The organism is Actinacidiphila acidipaludis, from assembly GCF_019890725.1.
GTDB classification, from domain to species: Bacteria; Actinomycetota; Actinomycetes; order Streptomycetales; family Streptomycetaceae; genus Actinacidiphila; species Actinacidiphila acidipaludis.
Map to the genome: position 1 here is coordinate 30929 of NZ_JAINZZ010000058.1, position 20780 is coordinate 51708.

General features: G+C 72.9%; 20 protein-coding genes and 1 pseudogene. 11 read left to right on the plus strand and 10 right to left on the minus strand.

The window, feature by feature from the left end:
• Positions 1-116: 116 nt before the first annotated feature.
• The 6 genes from K7862_RS30440 to K7862_RS30460 all read left to right on the plus strand — a co-directional run bounded on the left by K7862_RS30440 (position 117) and on the right by K7862_RS30460 (position 7175).
• Positions 117-1160, plus strand: a complete 1044-nt coding sequence (locus tag K7862_RS30440) for a BMP family lipoprotein (RefSeq protein WP_222968023.1) — start codon at positions 117-119, stop codon at positions 1158-1160.
• A 183-nt stretch (positions 1161-1343) separates the two neighbouring features.
• A complete protein-coding gene (locus tag K7862_RS30445) occupies positions 1344-2966 on the plus strand; it encodes an ABC transporter ATP-binding protein (RefSeq protein WP_308012278.1) in 1623 nt (540 codons plus the stop codon).
• A complete protein-coding gene (locus K7862_RS30450; protein ID WP_222968024.1) occupies positions 2963-4072 on the plus strand; it encodes an ABC transporter permease in 1110 nt (369 codons plus the stop codon). Before K7862_RS30445 ends, K7862_RS30450 begins: the two co-directional genes overlap by 4 nt.
• Entirely contained in the window at positions 4069-5355 is a 1287-nt protein-coding gene (locus K7862_RS37930) for an ABC transporter permease (RefSeq protein WP_308012275.1), read from the plus strand. The genes K7862_RS30450 and K7862_RS37930 overlap by 4 nt, the downstream gene beginning before the upstream one ends.
• Positions 5352-5783 carry a cytidine deaminase gene (locus K7862_RS30455; protein WP_308012276.1) on the plus strand — a complete coding sequence of 144 codons (432 nt, stop codon included), beginning with the start codon at positions 5352-5354 and terminating at the stop codon, positions 5781-5783. The genes K7862_RS37930 and K7862_RS30455 overlap by 4 nt, the downstream gene beginning before the upstream one ends.
• Before the next feature lie 114 nt (positions 5784-5897).
• Entirely contained in the window at positions 5898-7175 is a 1278-nt protein-coding gene (locus tag K7862_RS30460; protein WP_222968028.1) for a thymidine phosphorylase, read from the plus strand.
• Between the two features lie 33 nt (positions 7176-7208).
• On the opposite strand, the gene K7862_RS30465 is transcribed toward K7862_RS30460, so the two are convergent.
• On the minus strand, positions 7209-8471 hold the full coding sequence (locus K7862_RS30465) for an MFS transporter (protein WP_222968029.1): 1263 nt from the start codon (positions 8469-8471) through the stop codon (positions 7209-7211).
• Between the two features lie 96 nt (positions 8472-8567).
• Here K7862_RS30465 and K7862_RS30470 point away from each other — a divergent pair, with 96 nt between their 5' ends.
• Positions 8568-9518: a LysR family transcriptional regulator gene (locus K7862_RS30470; RefSeq protein ID WP_222968030.1), complete on the plus strand. Its 951-nt coding sequence runs from the start codon at positions 8568-8570 to the stop codon at positions 9516-9518.
• Between the two features lie 102 nt (positions 9519-9620).
• Here K7862_RS30470 and K7862_RS30475 read toward each other — a convergent pair whose 3' ends face one another.
• Positions 9621-10406, minus strand: coding sequence for a dienelactone hydrolase family protein (locus K7862_RS30475; protein ID WP_222968031.1), 786 nt, complete (start codon positions 10404-10406; stop codon positions 9621-9623).
• A 100-nt stretch (positions 10407-10506) separates the two neighbouring features.
• On the opposite strand from K7862_RS30475, the gene K7862_RS30480 reads away from it, so the two are divergent.
• Positions 10507-11670: an adenosine deaminase gene (locus K7862_RS30480; protein WP_222968032.1), complete on the plus strand. Its 1164-nt coding sequence runs from the start codon at positions 10507-10509 to the stop codon at positions 11668-11670.
• Positions 11671-11761: 91 nt separating this feature from the next.
• Positions 11762-12085, plus strand: coding sequence for an ATP-binding protein (locus tag K7862_RS30485; RefSeq protein ID WP_222968033.1), 324 nt, complete (start codon positions 11762-11764; stop codon positions 12083-12085).
• A gap of 124 nt (positions 12086-12209) precedes the next feature.
• Here the strand turns inward: K7862_RS30485 and K7862_RS30490 are convergent, their stop codons facing one another.
• From K7862_RS30490 to K7862_RS30505, 4 genes are all read right to left on the minus strand, one after another.
• The gene (locus tag K7862_RS30490; protein ID WP_222968034.1) at positions 12210-12695 is read right to left on the minus strand and encodes a VanZ family protein; all 486 of its coding nucleotides are present in this window, start codon (positions 12693-12695) and stop codon (positions 12210-12212) included.
• An 83-nt stretch (positions 12696-12778) separates the two neighbouring features.
• A complete protein-coding gene (locus K7862_RS30495) occupies positions 12779-13420 on the minus strand; it encodes a hypothetical protein (protein WP_262414065.1) in 642 nt (213 codons plus the stop codon).
• Complete coding sequence (locus tag K7862_RS30500) at positions 13417-14976, minus strand: ATP-binding protein (protein ID WP_262414066.1); 1560 nt, start codon at positions 14974-14976, stop codon at positions 13417-13419. Before K7862_RS30500 ends, K7862_RS30495 begins: the two co-directional genes overlap by 4 nt.
• A gap of 56 nt (positions 14977-15032) precedes the next feature.
• A complete protein-coding gene (locus K7862_RS30505; RefSeq protein WP_222968038.1) occupies positions 15033-15710 on the minus strand; it encodes a response regulator in 678 nt (225 codons plus the stop codon).
• 238 nt (positions 15711-15948) lie between these two features.
• On the opposite strand from K7862_RS30505, the gene K7862_RS30510 reads away from it, so the two are divergent.
• Complete coding sequence (locus tag K7862_RS30510; protein WP_222968040.1) at positions 15949-16722, plus strand: SigE family RNA polymerase sigma factor; 774 nt, start codon at positions 15949-15951, stop codon at positions 16720-16722.
• Between the two features lie 235 nt (positions 16723-16957).
• Here the strand turns inward: K7862_RS30510 and K7862_RS30515 are convergent, their stop codons facing one another.
• Positions 16958-17578: an ATP-binding protein gene (locus K7862_RS30515; RefSeq protein WP_372461701.1), complete on the minus strand. Its 621-nt coding sequence runs from the start codon at positions 17576-17578 to the stop codon at positions 16958-16960.
• A 144-nt stretch (positions 17579-17722) separates the two neighbouring features.
• Here K7862_RS30515 and K7862_RS30520 point away from each other — a divergent pair, with 144 nt between their 5' ends.
• Positions 17723-18118, plus strand: coding sequence for a hypothetical protein (locus K7862_RS30520; RefSeq protein WP_222968043.1), 396 nt, complete (start codon positions 17723-17725; stop codon positions 18116-18118).
• Positions 18119-18145: 27 nt separating this feature from the next.
• On the opposite strand, the gene K7862_RS30525 is transcribed toward K7862_RS30520, so the two are convergent.
• The 3 genes and pseudogenes from K7862_RS30525 to K7862_RS30535 all read right to left on the minus strand — a co-directional run.
• The gene (locus K7862_RS30525; RefSeq protein ID WP_308012277.1) at positions 18146-19036 is read right to left on the minus strand and encodes an aldehyde dehydrogenase family protein; all 891 of its coding nucleotides are present in this window, start codon (positions 19034-19036) and stop codon (positions 18146-18148) included.
• On the minus strand, positions 19033-20457 hold the full coding sequence (locus K7862_RS30530) for an aldehyde dehydrogenase family protein (RefSeq protein ID WP_222968055.1): 1425 nt from the start codon (positions 20455-20457) through the stop codon (positions 19033-19035). Before K7862_RS30530 ends, K7862_RS30525 begins: the two co-directional genes overlap by 4 nt.
• 23 nt (positions 20458-20480) lie before the next feature.
• Positions 20481-20780: pseudogene (locus tag K7862_RS30535) on the minus strand (deoxyribose-phosphate aldolase); the annotation flags it as partial.

Here is a 20780-nt window from a genome sequence, read left to right on the forward strand (position 1 = left end):
CGAAATGCGTCGATCCGATAACGGGTCTTCATTCGGTCTTTACCTGACATCTACGCGCGTTAAGCTCCGGGCTTAGCCAGCGCCGGACGGGGCGCTTCAGACTGAAGGGGACCCTCTTGCGCCGGGTATCCAAGATCGCCGCGGCCGGTGTCGTGTCCGCGGCTCTCGCGCTGACCGCTACCGCTTGCGGTAGCAGCTCGACCACTTCGTCGTCGTCGGGTGGCAAAGACGGCAACAAGGGCGTCGGCATGGCCTTCGACGTCGGCGGCCGTGGCGACCACTCCTTCAACGACTCCGCGGCCCGTGGCATGGACAAGGCCGACAAGGAGTTCAATATAGGCCACAAGGAGCAGACGGCCAGCAACGGCGAGACGGAGTCCGACCGCGAGCAGCGGCTGGACCTGCTGGCGGGCGCGGGCTACAACCCCGTCATCGCGGTCGGCTTCACCTACGGCGACGCGGTCAAGAAGATCGCCGCGAAGTACCCGAAGACCACCTTCGGCATCGTCGACTCCGTCGTCGACTCGTCCAACGTGGACAGCATGGTCTTCTCGACCGAGCAGAGCTCCTACCTCGCGGGTGTCGCCGCGGCCCTGAAGTCCAAGACCGGCAAGGTCGGCTTCATCGGCGGTGTGCACAACACCCTGATCGGCACCTTCCAGGCCGGCTTCGACCAGGGCGTGAAGGACACCAAGCCGTCCGACACGGTCACCGACCAGTACCTGTACGAGACCGACACCAAGGGCTTCAACGACCCGACGTCGGCGCAGGGCAAGGCCCAGGGCATGCTCGACAACGGTGTGGACGTCATCTACACCGCGGCCGGCCTCTCCGGTGACGGCTCGATCCAGGCGGTGGCGGGCAAGTCCGGCGCCTGGGCGATCGGCGTGGACTCCGACCAGTACCAGGACGCGGCGCTGGCCAAGTACAAGAACAGCATCCTCACCTCGGCGGTCAAGAACGTCGACGTGGCGGTCTACGACCTGATCAAGTCCGTCCACGACGGCAAGGCGAAGACCGGCACCAACGCCTACGACCTGAAGACCGGCGGTGTCTCGCTGGCGACCTCCGGCGGCTTCCTGACGGACATCCAGTCGCAGATCGACGCCGCCAAGGCGAAGATCGTCTCCGGTCAGATCAAGGTCAAGTCGACCCCGTGACCGGGCTGTACGAACAAGCATGACCGTGAGGCTCGGCGGGGGGTTGCTGAAGCACCCCCGCCGGGCCTCCGTTTGCGTGCCGATACGGTCACGCTACGCGCGTAGCGCAAGGTTTCCGCGATACCTTCGCCCCCACCGCCCGAACCGCCCCGCCCCGAGCCTTTCCCCCGAGGAGAGTGCGCCATCAACGCGTCCACGAGTCCACCCGCCGTCGAACTGCGCGGCATCACCAAGCGCTTCCCCGGCGTCGTCGCCAACCACGACATCGAGATCACCGTGCGCAGCGGCACCGTGCACGCCCTCGTGGGCGAGAACGGCGCCGGCAAGTCCACGCTGATGAAGATCCTCTACGGCATGCAGAAGCCGGACGAGGGCACCATCGCCGTCAACGGCGAGCAGGTGAGCTTCGGCGACCCCGGCGACGCGATCGCGCGCGGGATCGGCATGGTGCACCAGCACTTCATGCTCGCCGACAACCTGACCGTGCTGGAGAACGTCGTCCTGGGCAGCGAGAAGCTGCACGGGATCGGCGGCCGGGCGCGGGCCAGGATCAAGGAGATATCGGACTCCTACGGGCTCGGCGTCCGGCCGGACGTGCTGATCGAGGACCTGGGCGTCGCCGACCGGCAGCGCGTGGAGATCCTCAAGGTCCTCTACCGCGGCGCCCGCATCCTCATCCTCGACGAGCCGACCGCCGTGCTCGTCCCGCAGGAGGTCGACGCGCTCTTCGACAACCTGCGCGAGCTCAAGGCCGAGGGCCTGACCGTCATCTTCATCTCCCACAAGCTGGGCGAGGTGCTGTCGGTCGCGGACGAGATCACCGTCATCCGCCGCGGCACCACCGTCGGCAACGCGGACCCGAAGAGCACCACCACCAAGCAGCTCGCCGAGCTGATGGTCGGCAGCGAACTGCCCTCGCCGGAGACCCGCGAGTCCACCGTCACCACCCAGGCGATGCTGACGGTCCAGGCCCTGCGGATGGCCGAGGTCGACCTCGACGGCGTCGAGCGCGTCGTGCTGGACGACATCGACTTCACCATCCACAAGGGCGAGGTGCTGGGCATCGCCGGTGTGGAGGGCAACGGCCAGGCCGAACTGGTCGAGGCGATCATGGGCATGCGCGTTCCGGACGGCGGCACCGTGGTGCTGGACGGCCAGGACATCTCGCAGGACCCCACGCGCAAGCGGCGCGAGGACGGCATCGGCTACATCCCCGAGGACCGGCACCGGCATGGCCTGCTGCTGGAAGCCCCGCTGTGGGAGAACCGGATCCTCGGCCACGTCACCGAGCGGCCCAACAGCAAGGGCTTCCTCATCGACACCGCCGCGGCCCGCCGGGACACCGAGCGGATCGTCCGGGAGTACGACGTCCGCACCCCTGGTATCGAGGTCACCGCGGCCTCGCTGTCCGGCGGCAACCAGCAGAAGCTGATCGTCGGACGCGAGATGAGCCATCTGCCCAAGTTGCTGATCGCCGCGCACCCCACGCGCGGCGTGGACGTCGGCGCGCAGGCGCAGATCTGGGACCAGATACGCGAGGCCCGGCGCGAGGGCCTGGCCGTGCTGCTGATCTCCGCCGACCTCGACGAGCTGATCGGCCTGTCCGACACGCTGCGCGTGATGTACCGCGGGCGGCTCGTCGCCGACGCCGACCCCGCCACCATCACCCCGGAGGAGCTGGGCTCGGCCATGACCGGCGCGGCCAGCGGCCATCTGGAACACGACCGAGACCCCGCGGCCGCCGCGGCCACCGTGGGCTCCGAGGACACCGACGGGTCCGCGACGTCCGGGGGAGAGGACCGATGAAGAAGTTCGACAAGGACCGGCTGATCCTGGGGATCGCCGCGCCCGTGCTCGCCGTGGTCGGCGCGCTGATCGTCACCGCGCTGGTGATCGTGGCCACCGGGAAGGAGCCGTTCACGGCCTTCCACGTCATGATCAACTACGGTGACAAGACCGACAGCCAGGTCTACATCCTCAACAAGGCCACCACGTACTACCTGGCCGGTCTCGCGGTCGCGGTCGGGTTCCGGATGAACCTGTTCAACATCGGTGTGGACGGCCAGTACCGGCTCGCCGCGTTCTTCGCGGCCGCGGCCGGCGGCGCGGTGTCCCTGCCGGGGATCATCCAGATCCCGCTCGTCATCGTCACCGCCATGGTGGTCGGCGCCGTCTGGGCGGCGATCGCCGGCGTGCTGAAGGTGACCCGCGGGGTCAGCGAGGTCATCTCCACGATCATGCTGAACTCGATCGCGGGCATCGTGATCGGGTACTTCCTGCAGGGCGGCCGGCTCGGTGTGCTCGACAAGAGCGCCAACATGGTCTCCACCAAGCCGCTGCCGTCCTCCGGCCACCTGTTCAACTTCAACACCACCGGCGGCCCGGTCGACGGCTTCATCGTCCTCGCCGTCATCGCCGGCCTGGTCTACTGGTACGGCCTGTCCCGCACCCGCTTCGGCTTCGACCTGCGGGCGGTCGGCCGCTCGCAGTCGGCCGCCGAGGCGTCCGGCGTCAGCGTCAAGCGCATGGTGATCACCAGCATGCTGATCTCCGGCGCGATGGCCGGCCTGGTGGGCATGCCCACCCTGCTCAACGAGTCCTACGACTACGGCACCGACTTCCCCGTCGGCATCGGCTTCACCGGTATCGCGGTCGCCCTGCTCGGCCGCAACAACCCGATCGGCGTCGCGGTCGGCGCCGTGCTGTGGGCCTTCCTGGAGCGCGCCTCCAACGGCCTGGAGTTCGAGGGCTACGACAAGGAGATCGTCGGCGTCATCCAGGGCGTCATCGTCCTGGCCGTCGTCATCGCGTACGAGGTCGTCCGCCGCTACGGCATCACCCGGCAGCAACGCCAAGTCGGCGCGGAGCTCGCGGCCGCCGGCACCAAGGAAAAGCAGGAGGTTGCGGCGTGAGCGCCACGGCTACTCAGACTCCGCCGGCCGCCGCGCCGCGTGCCGGTGCCCCCAGGCGCGGCCGGGTCAGGTTCACCCCCGCGGTGGTCATGCTGGTCATCGCGGCCGCCCTGGTGCTGGTCGCCGCCGTCCGGGCGATCACCGGCGCCAACGACGTCACCTCCGCCGGCCAGATCGCCGGCGCCCTGTCCAGCGCGGTGCCGATCGGCCTCGCGGGCCTGGCCGGCCTGTGGTCGGAGCGGGCCGGCGTGGTCAACATCGGCCTCGAGGGCATGATGATCCTCGGCACCTTCTTCGGCGCCTGGGCGGGCTGGCAGACCAACCCGTGGCTCGCGGTGCTGGCCGGTGTGCTCGGCGGCGCGGCCGGCGGCCTGGTGCACGCGATCGTGACCGTCACCTTCGGCGTCGACCACATCATCGCCGGTGTCGCGATGAACATCCTGGCCTCGGGCGTCACCGCCTACCTGGCCAAGAAGCTGTTCACCGACGGGTCCGCGGCCGAGAAGGGCGGCACCCCCAAGCAGTCACCGCCGATGGGCGACATCAAGCACTTCACCGTGCCGGGCCTGTCGCACTGGCTGGACACCGTCGAGAAACACCACTGGTTCCTGCTCTCCGACCTGGCCGGGATCGTCGGCGGCTTCGTCACCAACATCTCGTCGCTGACCCTGCTGGCGATCGTGCTGTTCGCCGGGACGTTCTTCGTCCTGTGGCGCACCCCGTTCGGTCTGCGGCTGCGGTCCTGCGGTGAGAACCCGGTGGCCGCCGAGTCGCTGGGCGTCAACGTCTACACCTACAAGTACATCGCCGTGATCGTCTCCGGGGCGCTGGCCGGCCTCGGCGGTGTCTTCCTGGCGATCCAGACGCACTTCTACCTGGCCGGGCAGACCGGTGGCCGCGGCTACATCGGTCTGGCCGCCATGATCTTCGGCAACTGGCGGCCGGGCGGCCTCGCCATGGGCGCCGGCCTGTTCGGTTACGCCGACAGCCTCCAGCTGCGCAACGGCGGCCCCTCGGTGCACGCCCTGCTCCTGCTGCTGGCCGTGCTGCTGCTCGGCATGGCGATCTGGAAGTTCCTGCGCGGCGCCCGCATCGGCGCGGCGATCGCGCTGGCCTTCGCGGTGCTGCTGTCCGTGTGGTACCTGACCACCGACACGGTGCCGGACGAGGTCGTGCAGGCCACGCCGTACGTGGCCACACTGCTCGTGATGGGCCTGTCCGCGCAGCGGCTGCGGATGCCGAAGGCGGACGGCCTGCCGTACCGCAAGGGAGAAGGCAAGTGACCGACCCCGCTGACACTCCGCGTCCCGGCCCCGACGCCGGTGCCGTGGACTGGGAGGCGCTGCGCGGCGCCGCCCGGGAGGCCATGGAACGGGCCTACGCGCCCTACTCCGGCTTCCCGGTCGGCGCGGCGGCGCTGGCCGACGACGGACGGGTCGTCGTCGGCTGCAACGTCGAGAACGCGGCCTACGGCGTCGCCCTGTGCGCCGAGTGCGGCCTGGTCTCGGCGCTGCACGCCTCCGGCGGGGGCCGGCTCGTCGCCTTCACCTGCGTCGACCTGCGGGGCGACGTGCTGATGCCCTGCGGGCGGTGCCGGCAGCTGCTGTGGGAGCACGGCGGCCCCGGACTGCTGGTGGAGACGGTGCGCGGGGTGCGCACCATGAGCGAGGTGCTGCCCGACGCGTTCGGGCCGGACGACCTGGACCGCTGAACCGGCCCGCGACCGTCGCAGCGCGGCGCCCCACCCCGGCGCCGCGCCCGCGGCCCCACGCCGCCGCCCACCCGCGGCCGCCGGCCGCACCAACCCTTCGAGGAACCGAGATTCATGGACGCCATCTCCGTCATCCGTACCAAGCGCGACCGCGGCCGGCTCAGCGACGAGCAGATCGACTGGGTCATCGACGCCTACACCCGGGGCGTGGTCGCCGACGAGCAGATGTCGGCGCTCGCCATGGCGATCCTGCTCAACGGCATGGACCGGTCCGAGATCGCCCGCTGGACCGCCGCGATGATCGCCTCCGGCGAGCGGATGGACTTCTCCAGCCTGTCCCGGCCCACCGCGGACAAGCATTCCACCGGCGGCGTCGGCGACAAGATCACGCTGCCGCTGGCCCCGCTGGTGGCGGCCTGCGGCGCGGCGGTGCCGCAGCTCTCCGGGCGCGGCCTCGGCCACACCGGCGGCACCCTGGACAAGCTGGAGTCCATCCCCGGCTGGCGGGCGACGCTCTCGAACGCCGAGATGCTGTCGGTGCTGGACGAGGTGGGCGCGGTCATCTGCGCGGCGGGTGACGGACTGGCCCCGGCCGACAAGAAGCTCTACGCGCTGCGGGACGTGACCGCGACGGTGGAGGCGATCCCGCTGATCGCCTCGTCCATCATGTCCAAGAAGATCGCCGAGGGCACCGGCTCGCTCGTGCTCGACGTCAAGGTCGGTTCCGGCGCCTTCATGAAGTCCCTGGAGGACGCGCGGGAGCTGGCCGCGACGATGGTCGGGCTCGGCACCGACCACGGCGTGCGGACGGTCGCCCTGCTCACCGACATGTCGGTGCCGCTCGGCCTCACCGCCGGCAACGCGCTCGAGGTGCGCGAGTCGGTGGAGGTGCTGGCCGGCGGCGGTCCCGCGGACGTCGTCGAGCTGACCCTCGCCCTGGCCCGCGAGATGCTGGACGCGGCCGGCCTGACCGACGCGGACCCCGCGAAGGCGCTTGCCGACGGCTCCGCGATGGATGTGTGGCGGCGGATGATCCGGGCGCAGGGCGGCGACCCGGACGCCACGCTGCCGGTCGCCCGCGAGACCCACGTGGTGACCGCGCCGGCCACCGGTGTGCTCAGCGGGCTCGACGCGTACGCGGTCGGCCTGGCCGCCTGGCGGCTGGGCGCGGGCCGCGCGCGCAAGGAGGACGCGGTCCAGGCCGGCGCGGGCATCGAACTGCACGCCAAGCCCGGTGACGCGGTCACCGAAGGCGCGCCGCTGATGACCCTGCACACCGACACCCCGGAGCAGTTCGGCTACGCCCTCCAGGCGCTGGAGGACGCGGTGACCGTCGCCGCCCCCGGCTCGGCCCCCGCGCCCACCCCGATCGTCCTCGACCGCATCGCCTGACCCGTCCGCTCGCCCGACCGGGCAGCGGCCCGGTCAGGCGGCGGCGGTGCGCCGCCCGGACACGGCCCGCAGTGCGGGCCCCGCGGCCAGGACGACGGCCGCCAGGGCCACCGCCGCGGCACCGGCCCAGCCGGCCAGGTGGTAGGCGGACGCGGCGACGCTGCCGCCCGCGCTGTTGCCGATGTAGTAGGCCGTCAGATACAGCGCCGACGCCTGGGCCCGCCCGGTCGTCGCCGTCCGGCTGACCGCGCCCGAGGCGACCGAGTGCCCGGTGAAGAACCCGGCGGTGATCAGCACCAGGCCGAGCAGGATCAGCGGAAGCGGCCCGGCCAGCGTCAGCAGCAGCCCGGCCGCGCACAGCACGAGCGCCACCGTGAAGGCGCCCCGCCGGCCCAGGCGGCCCTGCAGTGCGCCGGACGCGGCCGAGGCCGCCGTGCCGACCAGGTACACCAGGAAGATCGCGCCGACCGCCGTCTGCGACAGGTGGTACGGCGCCGCCGTCAGCCGGTAGCCGAGGACCGTGTAGACCGCGCCGAACACCGCCATGAAGAGCAGCCCCAGCAGGTAGAGCCGGCGCAGCCGAACGTCGCGGACGTGACCGGTCACCGTGCGCCAGAGCGCGGCCGGGTGGACCGGGCCGGGCGTGAAGTGCCGTGCCCGCGGGGCCAGCAGCCGGAACGCCACCGCGCAGGCCAGCGCGGTCACGCCGACGGCCAGCAGCGCCGTCCGCCACCCGAAGGCCTGCGCCAGCACGCCGCCCGCGACCCGGCTGCTCATGCCGCCGATGGAGTTGCCCGCGACGTACAGGCCGATCGCGGAGGGGATCGCCGACGGGTGGACCTCCTCCGCCAGGTACGCCATCGCGGTCGCCGGCAGTCCCGCCAGCGCCACGCCCTGCACCGCGCGCAGCGCCACCAGCACGGCCAGGTTCGGGGCGAAGGGCACCGCGAGCGCCAGCAGGGACGCGCCGAAGACCGAGGCCGTCATCACCGGGGTGCGCCCGTACTTCTCGCTGAGCGCGCTGACCGGCAGCAGCGCCACCGCCAGCGCACCGGTCGACGCCGTCACCGTCAGGCTGGCCTGGGCGGGCGACAGGTGCAGCCCGGTGGACAGCGCGGGCAGCAGCGCCTGGGTGGAGTACAGCAGCGCGAACGTGGCCAGGCCGGCGGCGAACAGTGCGAGGTTCGCGCGGCGGTACGCCGAAGTGCCTTTGCGCAGACGGGAGTCGGGGGCGGCGGGAGCGGGGGCGGCGTCGTGGCGGCCGAGTGCCGCCGCCCCGGTGTCGGCGGAGGTCATGTCCCGAACGTAGGGCGGCGTTCTTCCATGCGTCCAATGCATGCAAGAGGCATGATTGATGCGGTGAAGCATCACCACAGGTGACGAGGGGGAGTCGTGGTCCACGAGGCGACCGAACACACACCGCCGGCTGGCACGGGAACGGCCGCGGACGGGTGGGCGGCGCTGCTCGCGCCGCGCCTGGCGCAGTTCGCCGCGGTCGCCCGGCACGAGCATGTGACGCGGGCGGCGCAGGAGTTGGGCATGCCGCAACCCACGCTCAGCCGTGCGCTGGCGCGGCTGGAGGCGGACCTCGGCGTCACCCTGTTCGCCCGGCAGGGCCGCGCGGTTCGGCTGACCCGGGCGGGCGTCACCTTCCGCGACGCCGCCGAGCGCGCGCTCGCGGAGGTGGAACGCGCGGCCGAGTCGGTGCGGCTGGAGGCGGACCCCGGCGGCGGCCGGGTGGCGTTCGGCTTCCTGCACACCCTCGGCTCCGAGACCGTGCCGGGCCTGCTGCGGGCCTTCCGTGCCGATCATCCGCGGGTGCGGTTCCAGCTCGTGCAGACCTACGGCGAGGCGATGCTGGAGCGGCTGCGGGCGGGCGAACTCGACCTGTGCCTGACGTCGCCGCTGCCGGACGAGCCGGGGCTGGTGGTGCGGCGGCTGGACGAGCAGCGGCTGCGGCTGGTGCTGCCGGCCGGGCACCGGCTCGCCGGACGGCGCCGGGTGCGGCTGGCCGAGGTGGCCGCCGACCCCTTCGTCACCCTCGAACCCGGGTACGGGCTGCGCCGGATCACCGACGCGCTCTGCGCCGAGGCCGGGTTCACACCGCGGGTGGCCTTCGAGGGGGAGGAGGCCGAGACCCTGCGCGGGCTGGTCGCGGCGGGACTCGGTGTGGCCCTGCTTCCGCCGCCTGCCGTGCCCCGGCCCGGCGTCGCCGAGCTGGAAGTGCTCGGTCAGCGGGCCGTGCGCGAGATCGGGGTGGCCTGGCAGGCGGGCCAGACCGACCCGCCGCCCGTCGCGGCCTTCAAGACGTTCCTGCTCTCCCGCAAGGGGCGTCTGCTGTGAGCGCCCAGTGGTGTGCCCGCCCGATGTGAGCCCTGGGTCGTGGTCCGCCTGCCAGGCCGTGCCCGTGGCGGCCGCCTGGCAGAGAGCGGCAGGCTGCCCGGCTCAGTCGCGCAGGGAGCGGCCGAAGCCGGAGGCCAGCGGCATCCGCAGGCCGAGCGGCGGGGGCGCGGCCAGCGCGTCCGCCACAGGCCGGGCGAACGGCCGGTCCAGCAGGTTGCCCAGGACGAAGTCCGCGGTGAGCGCGGACACCTCGGCGCGGTGCTGGTGCAGCCCGTGCCCGTCCGAGTGCACCTCGAACCGGCAGACGTCGCGGTTCACCTTCTTCGCCCGCTCGGCGAGCCGGTAGGACAGCTCGGGCACCGTCGAGTCGTCCTCCGTGCCGTGCACGAGCAGCACGCGCCGCCCGATGAGCTGCTTCACCGGCTCCGGCTCGGGTCCGCCGGGCAGCCAGGGCGCGAGGGCCACCACGGACGTCACCGCCGGGTGGCCGGCCGCGTGCAGCGCCGCCCGCCCGCCCATGTCCACGCCGACCAGGCACACCGGCACGTCGCCGTAGCGCCGCACGGCCTCGCCGACCGCCCACTCGGCGTCCTCGGCCGGATGCGCGTGACCGCCGTTCCAGCCGCGGAAGCGGTAGTGGACGACGTGCGCGGCCAGCCCGTCCGCCTGCCCCTCGCGCACCAGGTGCCGGGCCAGCGGCCAGATCATGGCGGCGGCCAGCGGGGAGCGGCGCCGGGTGCTGAGCGCGTCGCCGCCGGGCAGGGCGAGCACCACCGCGCGCACCGTCTCGCCGGTGTGCGGGTCACGCGACCGGGGCCCGGGGACCAGCCCGGGGACCACCTGGCGCCCGAGCCGTGCGCCGCGCGCCGGTAAAGCTTGCGAAGCCATGCGGCAACCTTGGCAGACGAGAGGGTGTGCTCTGTATGGCCCTGCGGAAAATAGTCGGCGCGTACGCGATATCTACGCGCGTAGGAGCTATTGTTCGACCATGCAGAACCCGACACCGAGCGTCCCGACCCCCGAACAGATCCGCCGCGCCCCCAAGGCCCTGCTGCACGATCACCTCGACGGCGGCCTGCGTCCCGCCACCATCGTCGAGATCGCGCGCGCGACCGGCTACACCGCGCTGCCCGAGACCGACCCGGAGAAGCTCGGCGCGTGGTTCCGCGAGGCGGCCGACTCCGGCTCGCTGGAGCGCTACCTGGAGACCTTCGCCCACACCTGCGCGGTGATGCAGACCCGCGACGCCCTGGTGCGGGTGGCCGCCGAGTGCGCCGAGGACCTGGCCGCCGACGGCGTGGTCTACGCCGAGGTGCGGTACGCCCCCGAGCAGCATCTGGAGGGCGGGCTGACGCTGGAGGAGGTCGTCGAGGCGGTCAACGAGGGCTTCCGGCTGGGCGAGCAGCGGGCCCGCGAGGCGGGCCACCGGATCCGCGTCGGCGCCCTGCTCACCGCGATGCGGCACGCCGCCCGCTCCCAGGAGATCGCCGAACTCGCCAACCGCTACCGGGACTCCGGCGTCGTCGGCTTCGACATCGCGGGCGCCGAGGCCGGCTACCCGCCCACCCGGCACCTGGACGCGTTCGACTACCTCAAGCGCGAGAACAACCACTTCACCATCCACGCGGGCGAGGCGTTCGGCCTGCCGTCGATCTGGCAGGCGCTGCAGTGGTGCGGCGCCGACCGGCTCGGCCACGGGGTGCGGATCATCGACGACATCGAGCGCAAGGGCGGCGAGGTGTCGCTCGGCCGCCTGGCCTCGTACGTGCGGGACAAGCGCGTCCCCCTGGAGATGTGCCCGACGTCGAACCTCCAGACGGGCGCCGCCGAGTCCTACGAGGAGCACCCGATCGGGCTGCTGCGGCGGCTGCACTTCCGGGTCACCGTCAACACCGACAACCGCCTGATGTCCGGCACCTCGATGAGCCGCGAGTTCGAGCACCTCGTCGACGCCTTCGGCTACACCCTGGACGACATGCAGTGGTTCACCGTCAATGCGATGAAGTCCGCCTTCATTCCTTTTGACGAACGTCTCGCGATGATCAACGAGGTCATCAAGCCCGGATACGCCGAGCTCAAGGCCGAGTGGCTGTTCACGCCCGGCCCCGGCACACCGCCCGTGGCCAGCGGGTCTGCCCGGTCCGGGAGCTGACCCCACGTCAGCCGGGGGACGGCGGGGGCGCGGGCCCGGCGGGCCCGCGCCGCTTGCACCGGCGGTGAAGGGATGGCTACGTTCCGCAGTTATGCAAACCCGAACCAAGAAGACCCTCACCACGGCTGCCCTGGGACTGGCGGCCGTCGCCGCGGCGGCCGGCTCCGCCTCCGCCGCCGACCTGGCCGGTGCCACCGGCGCGCTCGGCGGTCTGCCCGTGGGCCAGGCCACCGGCCTCGTGCCGGGTGCCGCCGACTCGGCGGCCGGCGCCGGCCACGCCGTGAGCAACGGCACCTCCGCGCTGCCCACCAACGGCCTGCTGCCGTCCGGGAACCACGTGTCGGGCAACCAGGTCGCCCCGGTCTCCGGCCTGCTCGGCGGCCTGCCGGCCGGCAGCGGCATCCTCGGCGGCTGACCGCACCCCGAACGCACCTTCCAGGCCGCGCCGCGCGGCGTACGGGACCCGCCCGGGCCCGGTGTCCGCACGGCGCGGCCCGACGACGTCCGAGGGCGGGAAACCGTCGGGGCGCGGCCGGGAGCTACGGCACCAGGCCCGCGGGCGCCGGGGCCGGCTGCGGGGCGGTGACGGCCGGCCGGCGCTGCCGCAGCCTGCGCCGGGCCCCCGGCACGACCAGCAGGTGGGCCGCCGCGACACCGGCGGTGTTCAGCAGCAGCGCGTCGACGTCGAAGAGCTGGCCCGGGACCAGGGTCTGGGTGAACTCCAGCGCCAGCGAGACCATCAGCCCGGCGAAGACCGTCCGCGCGAACGAGGTGAAGGCCGGCACGTCCACCCGTCCGCCCGCCATCGGCAGCAGCACGCCCAGCGGCGCGAGCAGCCCCAGGCCCTCGCTGAGCCGCCGCGCGGCGGGCAGCGGCCCGGACGCCAGGTCGGAACGGATCGTGGCCAGCGGGCGCAGATTGGGCGCGGGCACCCAGGCCGCGTAGTGGGGCCGCAGCAGCAGCCAGGCGACGAAGCAGAGATACGCCGCGGTGAGCAGCAGCCCGGCCGCGCGCACCCTGATCATGGAGCCACTGTGCCGCACGCTGTCCAGGACGCCGTGCGGCGCGCCGCGGTTCCGCTTTCCGTCCGGTGGGTCTGGTTCGGCACTCACGAGGTCCGCACCACCGTGCCCGCGTCGTCACCCGCGTCGGGCCGGGTGCGCAGGTCGGACGTGCAGGTGTAGCGGCGCAGCGGATCCCCCGGGGCCTGGCCGCCGAGGAGCACCGAGTGGTCCGGCGCCATTCCCGCGTCGGCGGTGAGCGTGCAGATGATCTGCGCGAGGGCGAACGACGGCAGGTCGTCGAGCTCCTGGTTCAGCCGCAGCGCGTCCGCGGGGTCCCCGGCGTGCAGCGGGGCGATCTCGGTGCTGGCCGGCACCGCGGTGGAGAAGCCGGCCTGCGACTCGGCGTTGCGGGGGCTCTGCTCGAGCTGGCGGATCAGCTGGGTCGCCTGCCCGGCGAGGCTGGTCCGCACGTTGCCGATGTCGCGCACCGGCACGTTCCGGGAGACCGGGGCGAGCTGCATGCTGCACACCAGGTAGACCTGGCGGCTCACGGTGTCGGGGCCCGGGTCCGCGGTGGCCTTCGGCGGGGCGCACGAGACCCGCGAGGGCGCGGGTCCGGCGTCTACCGGCACGGAGGTGGTGCGGATCCCGCAGCCCGCGAGTATCGGCAGCAGCAGGGCGCACGCGGTGGTGGTCAGCGCGGCGCCGGGGCGGCCGGCGCGGGCGCGGGTGGTGCGGCGTCTCATCGCCCACCGTCCGTGCTGCCGTGCCGGTCGCCGTCGCGGCCGGTGCCGGACGTGTCCTGTCCGGGGATGCCGGGAGCGGCGTCCGGCGAGCCCTCGGGGCCGTCGGCGCCGCGCGGCCGCACGGGCATGCGCAGGGTGAACACCGCGCCGCCGCCGGGCGCGTTCGCGGCGGTGATGTCGCCGCCGTGGATGTGCGCGTTCTCCATCGCGATCGACAGGCCGAGTCCGCTGCCCTCGGACCGGGCGCGGGAGGCGTCGGCCTTGTAGAAGCGGTCGAAGACGTGCGGCAGGACGTCCTCGGGGATGCCGGGGCCGTTGTCGGAGACCGCGATCACGATCTCGGCCGCGTCGCCGTTCCCGTCGTCGCCCTCCTTGCGCAGCGACACCCGGACCGGGGACTCGCCGTGCTTGAGCGCGTTGCCGATCAGGTTGGCCATGATGACGTCCAGCCGCCGCGGGTCGAGGGTGGCCAGCACTCCGCGCGGCGCGTCGAGTTCGACCGAGTCCAGCCAGGCCCGCGCGTCCATGCACGCCATGATCATGTCGGCGACGTCGACCTCGTCGACCCGCAGTTTGGCCGTCCCGGCGTCGAAGCGGGTGACCTCCATCAGCGTCTCCACCAGGTCGTTCAGCCGGCGGGTCTCGCTGACCACCAGCCGGACCGCGGGGGCGATCATCGGGTCCAGCGCCTCCGCCTCGTCCTCCAGCACGTCGGTCACCGCGGTGATCGCGGTCAGCGGGGTGCGCAGCTCGTGCGACATGTCGGCGACGAACCGGCGGCTGGCCGCCTCCCGCGCGCTCAGCTCCTCGACGCGCTTCTCCAGCGCCTCCGCGGCGTTGTTGAACGTCCGGGACATCTCGGCGAGCTCGTCGGTGCCGGACACCTTCAGCCGGGTGTCCAGGTGGCCCTCGCCGAGGCGCTGCGCCGCCTCGCCGAGACGCCGCACGGGCCGCAGCACCGTGGAACCGGCGGCCTGCGCCAGCAGTGCGGCGCCGATCAGCGCCAGCAGGGTCGCGATGCCCAGCGACCAGGCGAGGGAGTTGAGGTCCTTGCGCTCGGCGTCGAGCGACTTGAGCATGTAGCCGGTCGGGCCGCCGTCGTTGATCCGGGCCCCGGCCACCAGGTAGGGGTGGCCCTGCAGGGCGATCCGCTCCCAGTGCAGGTGGTAGCGGTTGTCGTCCGTGGTGTGCGGGGTGTTGACGGCGCGCTGCAGCGAGGCCGGCACGTCGTCGAGCGTGAACACGTCCCGGTTGGAGGGCGCCGCACACGGCGAGTCGTCCGGCGTGGTGTCGATCAGCACGACCTGGTAGGTGTCCGGGCCGCCTATCCGGTCCGCCGCGTTGTTCAGCGACGTGCAGGTGGGCTGTACCGGCAGCGAGGCGGCGTTGCGCTGCAGCGAGTCGCGGAAGTCGTTGAGCGCGCTGTTCTGCGCCCGGGTGAGCACCGCGTCACGGTTGAGCCAGTACGCGATGCCGGACACCGAGACGGCCGCGGTCAGCGCGACCACGGCGAACACCGCGACCAGCCGCAGCCGCAGGGACGACAGGCGCAGCATGCCGGACACCCGCCGCAGCAGGCCGTGAGCTCTCCCCGCCGGTGGTGGGGGAACGGTCATTGAGGCGTGTCCAGGCGGTAGCCGACGCCGCGGACGGTCCGGATCAGGGTGGGCGACGACGGCACGTCCTCGATCTTGGCGCGCAGCCGCTGCACGCAGGCGTCGACCAGACGCGAGTCCCCGAGGTAGTCGTGCTCCCACACCAGGCGCAGCAGCTGCTGGCGAGACAGTGCCTGCCCGGGCCGCCGGCTCAGCTCCAGCAGCAGCCGCAGCTCGGTCGGGGTGAGCTGCAGGTCCTGGCCGTCCTTGGTGACGGTCATGGCGTTGCGGTCGATGACGATCGCGCCGAAGGCGGCCGAGTCGGTGCTGTCCCGCTCGCCACGCCGCAGGACCGCGCGGATCCGGGCGTCCAGCACCCGCGGCTGCACCGGCTTGATCACGTAGTCGTCGGCACCGGACTCCAGGCCGACCACCACGTCGATGTCGTCGCTGCGGGCGGTGAGCAGGATGATCGGCAGCTGGTCGGTGCGGCGGATGCGGCGGCACACCTCGAAGCCGTCGATACCCGGCAGCATCACGTCCAGCACGATCAGGTCCGGCCGCTGCTCCTTGAGCAGCCGCAGGCCGTCCTCACCGGTCGCGGCGGAGACCACACGGTGGCCCTGGCGGGACAGGCCGAGCTCCAGACCGGTGCGGATGGCGTCGTCATCCTCGATTAGCAACAGGAAAGGCACGCCGGACATTGTTGCCTACCGTTCCTTCCTCTGCGAATGCCTGGGCGTCACCGCCCCCGCGGGGCCCGGCGCAGCCGTGGGTCACCGGCGCCCACCTGCCTCTGTGACGGGGCTGTGACACTTGGCGGACAGCCCCATGAAACTGGCCCGGCAGTCTTATGGCCATCGGATGAGCCGCACGCCACACCGGCTGCGACGCCGAACACCACGCTGACGGTTCCATCGACGGGGGCGCGACATGAACGCACTGCACAGCACCACCACCGCCGCAGTCCGATCCGCGCACGAGCACCCTTCGGCCAGGACCACCGAGAAGTCCGGCGCCGCGAGCGGACGGGGGTACGGTCGCGGCGCCGGACGCACGCCCCACCCGGCGGGTGTGGTGCGGCGGCCGGCCTGGATCACCCCGGTCGAGGGCAGCGTCGACGAGCGGATGCCCGCGCCGGTCGCGGGGGAGACGGCGCAGCGCACCGCCGGCGAGCGGGCCGAGGCCGAGGCGGCCTTCACCGCGTACGTGCAGGAGCGCCGGGCGTCCCTGTACGCGACGGCCTACCACCTGACCGGTGACCGGTACGCCGCCGAGGACCTGCTGCAGAGCGCGCTGTTCTCCACCTACCGCGCGTGGGACCGGATCAGCGACAAGGCGGCGGTCGGCGGCTACCTGCGCCGCACGATGACCAACCTGCACATCAGCGCCTGGCGCCGGCGCAAGCTCAGCGAGTACCCGACGGAGGAGCTGCCGGAGACCGTCGGCGACACCGACGAGATGGGCGGCACCGAACTGCGGGCCGTGCTGTGGCAGGCGCTGGCCCGGCTGCCCGAACAGCAGCGCACCATGCTGGTGCTCCGCTACTACGAGGGCCGTACCGACCCGGAGATCGCCGACATCCTGGGCATCAGCGTCGGCACCGTGAAGAGCAGCATCTGGCGCTCGCTGCGCCGCATGCGCGAGGACGAGGCGCTGAGCTTCGGCCGGGACGAGGAGGACGCCTTCGGCGAGCTCGTCGCCTGACGGGCGCGGCACCGCGGCTCGTGGGGGGCCGCGGTCACCGGACCGGGGGGACCGGGGGACGGGGGAAACAGGGGGGCGGGGGGAAGAGGGGGAAACGGGGACCACGGGGGACCACGGGGGAAACGACGGGACCGGACGGCGCGCACGATGCCGTCCGGTCCCGCCGTCCTGGCGCGTTCGAAGGGGGCCGCCCGGGTCCCGGTCGAGGCCTGAGGCCCCGGCCGGTACCGCGGCCTCAGGCCTCGACCGGCACCCGGGCTCCGGCAACCGCCCCGGAGATCCGCTGTCCCGCCTCGGTGTGCCCGCACGGGTGGCAGCCGAGCTGGATGTGCCGGGCCACGATGGCGCGTTCCGCGCGCATCAGGTGCCAGCCGCGGCGCATCAGGAACAGCACCGACTTGCGGCCCTCCCGCAGATCGCGGACGAACCGGCGGCGGGCGGTGGTGGCCGGCCGGCCGCGCAGGCACAACGCGTCCGCCACCAGGCCCAGTTCACGGCAGCGGCCGACGATCTCGGCGGCGAAGATGCCCTCGGCGACGAACACCGGGGCGCCCTGGAGGTCCAGCCGGGCGCGGCCGGTGGCCGCGCTGGCCGAGAGGTCGTACACCGGGGTCTCCGCGACGCCCTCCGCGCACAGCGCGGCGATGGCCGCCACGGCGGCGTCGGCGTTCCAGGAGCCCGGGGCGTCCCAGTCGACGGCCGAGCCGCCGGGCAGCAGGGGCAGCGCCGGGTCGTCGCCGTCCTTGTAGAAGTCGTCGAGGACCAGCACGGGAAGCCCGGTGCGGGCGGCGAGAGAGCTCTTCCCCGACCCGGAAGGGCCGGCCACCAGGATCACACGCGCAAGGGGTTCACTCACGGGATCCGATTCTCCCATGGGTTCACCCGCTGGTCACCGGCCGGTCCGCGGTCGTTGCGCAACCGAGCCCGGCCGGGCGGGCCCGGTCGGGGCCGTGTGGCGGGACCGGCGTGACCCCGGGCGGGCAGACCGCGTTGGACGGGTATGGCCTCACTCCGTACCGCCCTGGTCCTGACCCTCACCGGCGCCGCCGCCGTGGTCGTCCCCGCGGGGACCGCCGCCGCCGCGGGACCGGCCGACCCCATCGGCCCGCTGCCCGGGCAGGCGCTGCCCGACGCGCTGCCGGTCACCGGGCTGACCTCGATGGTGCCCACACAGTCCGTCACCGGTGCGCTCGGCGCCGGGATCGGGCCGGTCAAGCACCTCACCATCGACCCGCTGTCCAACACCAGCGCGGACCCGCTGGACAACGCGGTCGGCTCGCAGATCGCGGACTTCAAGCCGCTGTCGACGGCGGCCGCCACGGATCCGGTCACCCATGGCGGCTCGCTCGCGACCCTGCCCCTCGTCGGCACCGCCGCGGGGCTGCTGCCGGGCTGACGGCCCGGCAGCGGGGCCGGCGCGTCCCTACACCCCGATCGGGTGCCAGACCGTCTTGGTCTCCAGCCAGGCGGTCAGGCGCCCGATGCCGGGGTCGGCCGTCCAGTCCTCGGAAGACGGGCGGCGGACCCGCTTGAGGTTCTCCGCCGCGGCCGTCTCCAGCTCCACGGCCAGCTCGCCCGCCGCACCGGTCAGATCGATGCCGTTCACGTCCTGGTGGGAGGCGAGCGGCAGCGCGATCTCCGCGGTCCGGCCGGACAGGACGTTGACCACGCCGCCCGGCACGTCGGAGGTGGCCAGCACCTCGCCGAGCGACAGCGCGGGCAGCGGCGCCCGCTCGGACGCCACCACCACGGCGGTGTTGCCCGTCGCGATCACCGGCGCCACGACCGAGACCAGGCCCAGGAACGACGAGTCCTGCGGGGCCAGTACGGCCACCACGCCGGCCGGCTCGGGCGTCGAGAGGTTGAAGAACGGCCCGGCGACCGGGTTCGCGCCGCCCACCACCTGCGTGATCTTGTCCGTCCAGCCCGCGTACCAGACCCAGCGGTCCACCGCCGCGTCCACCACGGCCGCGGCCCTGGCCTTGGACAGCCCCTCGGCCTCGGCCACCTCACGGGCGAACTGCTCCCGGCGGCCCTCCAGCATCTCCGCGACGCGGTACAGCACCTGGCCGCGGTTGTAGGCCGTCGCCCCCGACCAGCCGGCCACCGCCTTGCGGGCGGCGACCACCGCGTCGCGGGCGTCCTTGCGGGAGGAGAGCGGGGCGTTGGCCAGCCAGGCGCCGCTCTTGGAGTCCGTCACCTCGTACACCCGGCCGCTCTCGGAACGGGGGAACTTCCCCCCGACGTACAGCTTGTAGGTCTTGAACACGCTCAGCCGCGTGCCCTGCTGCTCGGACTTCTCCGTCGCTTTCACTTGAGGTACCCCTCCAGGCCGTGGCGGCCGCCCTCCCGGCCGTAGCCGGACTCCTTGTAGCCGCCGAACGGCGAGGTCGGGTCGAACTTGTTGAACGTGTTGGCCCACACCACGCCGGCCCGGAGCTTGTTCGCCATCGACAGGATGCGCGACCCCTTCTCGGTCCAGATGCCCGCCGACAGCCCGTACGGGGTGTTGTTGGCCTTCTCCACCGCCTCGGCCGGAGTGCGGAAGGTCAGCACCGACAGCACCGGGCCGAAGATCTCCTCGCGGGCGATCCGGTGCGCCTGGGTGACACCGGTGAACAGCGTCGGCGCGAACCAGTAGCCGGACTCCGGCAGGTCGCAGGCCGGCGCCCAGCGCTCGGCGCCCTCGGCCTCGCCGGCCTCCGCGAGGGCGGTGATCCGGGCGAGCTGCTCGGCGGAGTTGATCGCGCCGATGTCGGTGTTCTTGTCCAGCGGGTCGCCGACCCGCAGCGTGCTCATCCGCCGCTTGAGGGCGTCCAGCAGCTCCTCCTGCACCGACTCCTGCACCAGCAGCCGGGAGCCCGCGCAGCACACGTGGCCCTGGTTGAAGAAGATGCCGTTGACGATGCCCTCGACGGCCTGGTCGATCGGGGCGTCGTCGAAGACGATGTTCGCCGCCTTGCCGCCGAGTTCGAGGGTGACCCGCTTACCGGTCCCGGCGACCGTGCGGGCGATGGCCTTGCCCACCTCGGTGCTGCCGGTGAACGCGACCTTGTCCACGCCCTCGTGCGCCACCAGGGCCGCGCCCGCGTCCCCGTAGCCGGTGAGGATGTTGACCACGCCGTGCGGCAGACCCGCCTGGCGGCACACGTCGGCGAAGAACAGCGCCGACAGGGGAGTGGTCTCGGCGGGCTTGAGCACCACCGTGTTGCCGGCGGCCAGCGCCGGGGCGATCTTCCACGCCAGCATCAGCAGCGGGAAGTTCCACGGGATGACCTGGCCGGCCACGCCCAGCGGGCGCGGCTCGGGTCCGAAGCCGGCGTGGGCGAGCTTGTCCGCCCAGCCCGCGTAGTAGAAGAAGTGCGCGGCCACCAGCGGCAGGTCGACGTCGCGGGTCTCGCGGATCGGCTTGCCGTTGTCCAGCGACTCCAGGACGGCCAGTTCGCGCGAACGCTCCTGCAGGATGCGTGCGATGCGGAACAGGTACTTGCCCCGCTCGGCGCCCGGCAGCGCGGACCACGAGGTGAACGCCTTGCGCGCGGCGCGCACCGCGCGGTCGACGTCCTCCTCACCGGCGCGGGCGACCTCGGCGAGCACCTCCTCGCTGGAGGGCGACACCGACTTGAAGACGCGCCCGTCGGCGGCCTCGGTGAACTCGCCGTCGATGAACAGCCCGTAGGAGGGGGCGAGATCGACGACGGCCCGGGACTCGGGCGCGGGGGCGTACTCGAACATCTGGTGCTTCACGGTCACGGGAATCAGTCCACCGTCACGTAGTCGGGACCGGAGTACCGGCCGGTGCGGAGCTTCTGCCGCTGCATCAGCAGGTCGTTGAGGAGGCTGGAGGCGCCGAAGCGGAACCAGTCGGGGGACAGCCAGTCGTCGCCGGCGGTCTCGTTGACCAGCACCAGGTACTTGATCGCGTCCTTGGCGGTGCGGATGCCGCCGGCCGGCTTCACGCCGACCTGGACGCCCACGGCGTCGCGGAAGTCGCGGACCGCCTCCAGCATCAGCAGGGTGTTCGCCGGGGTGGCGTTCACCGCGACCTTGCCGGTCGA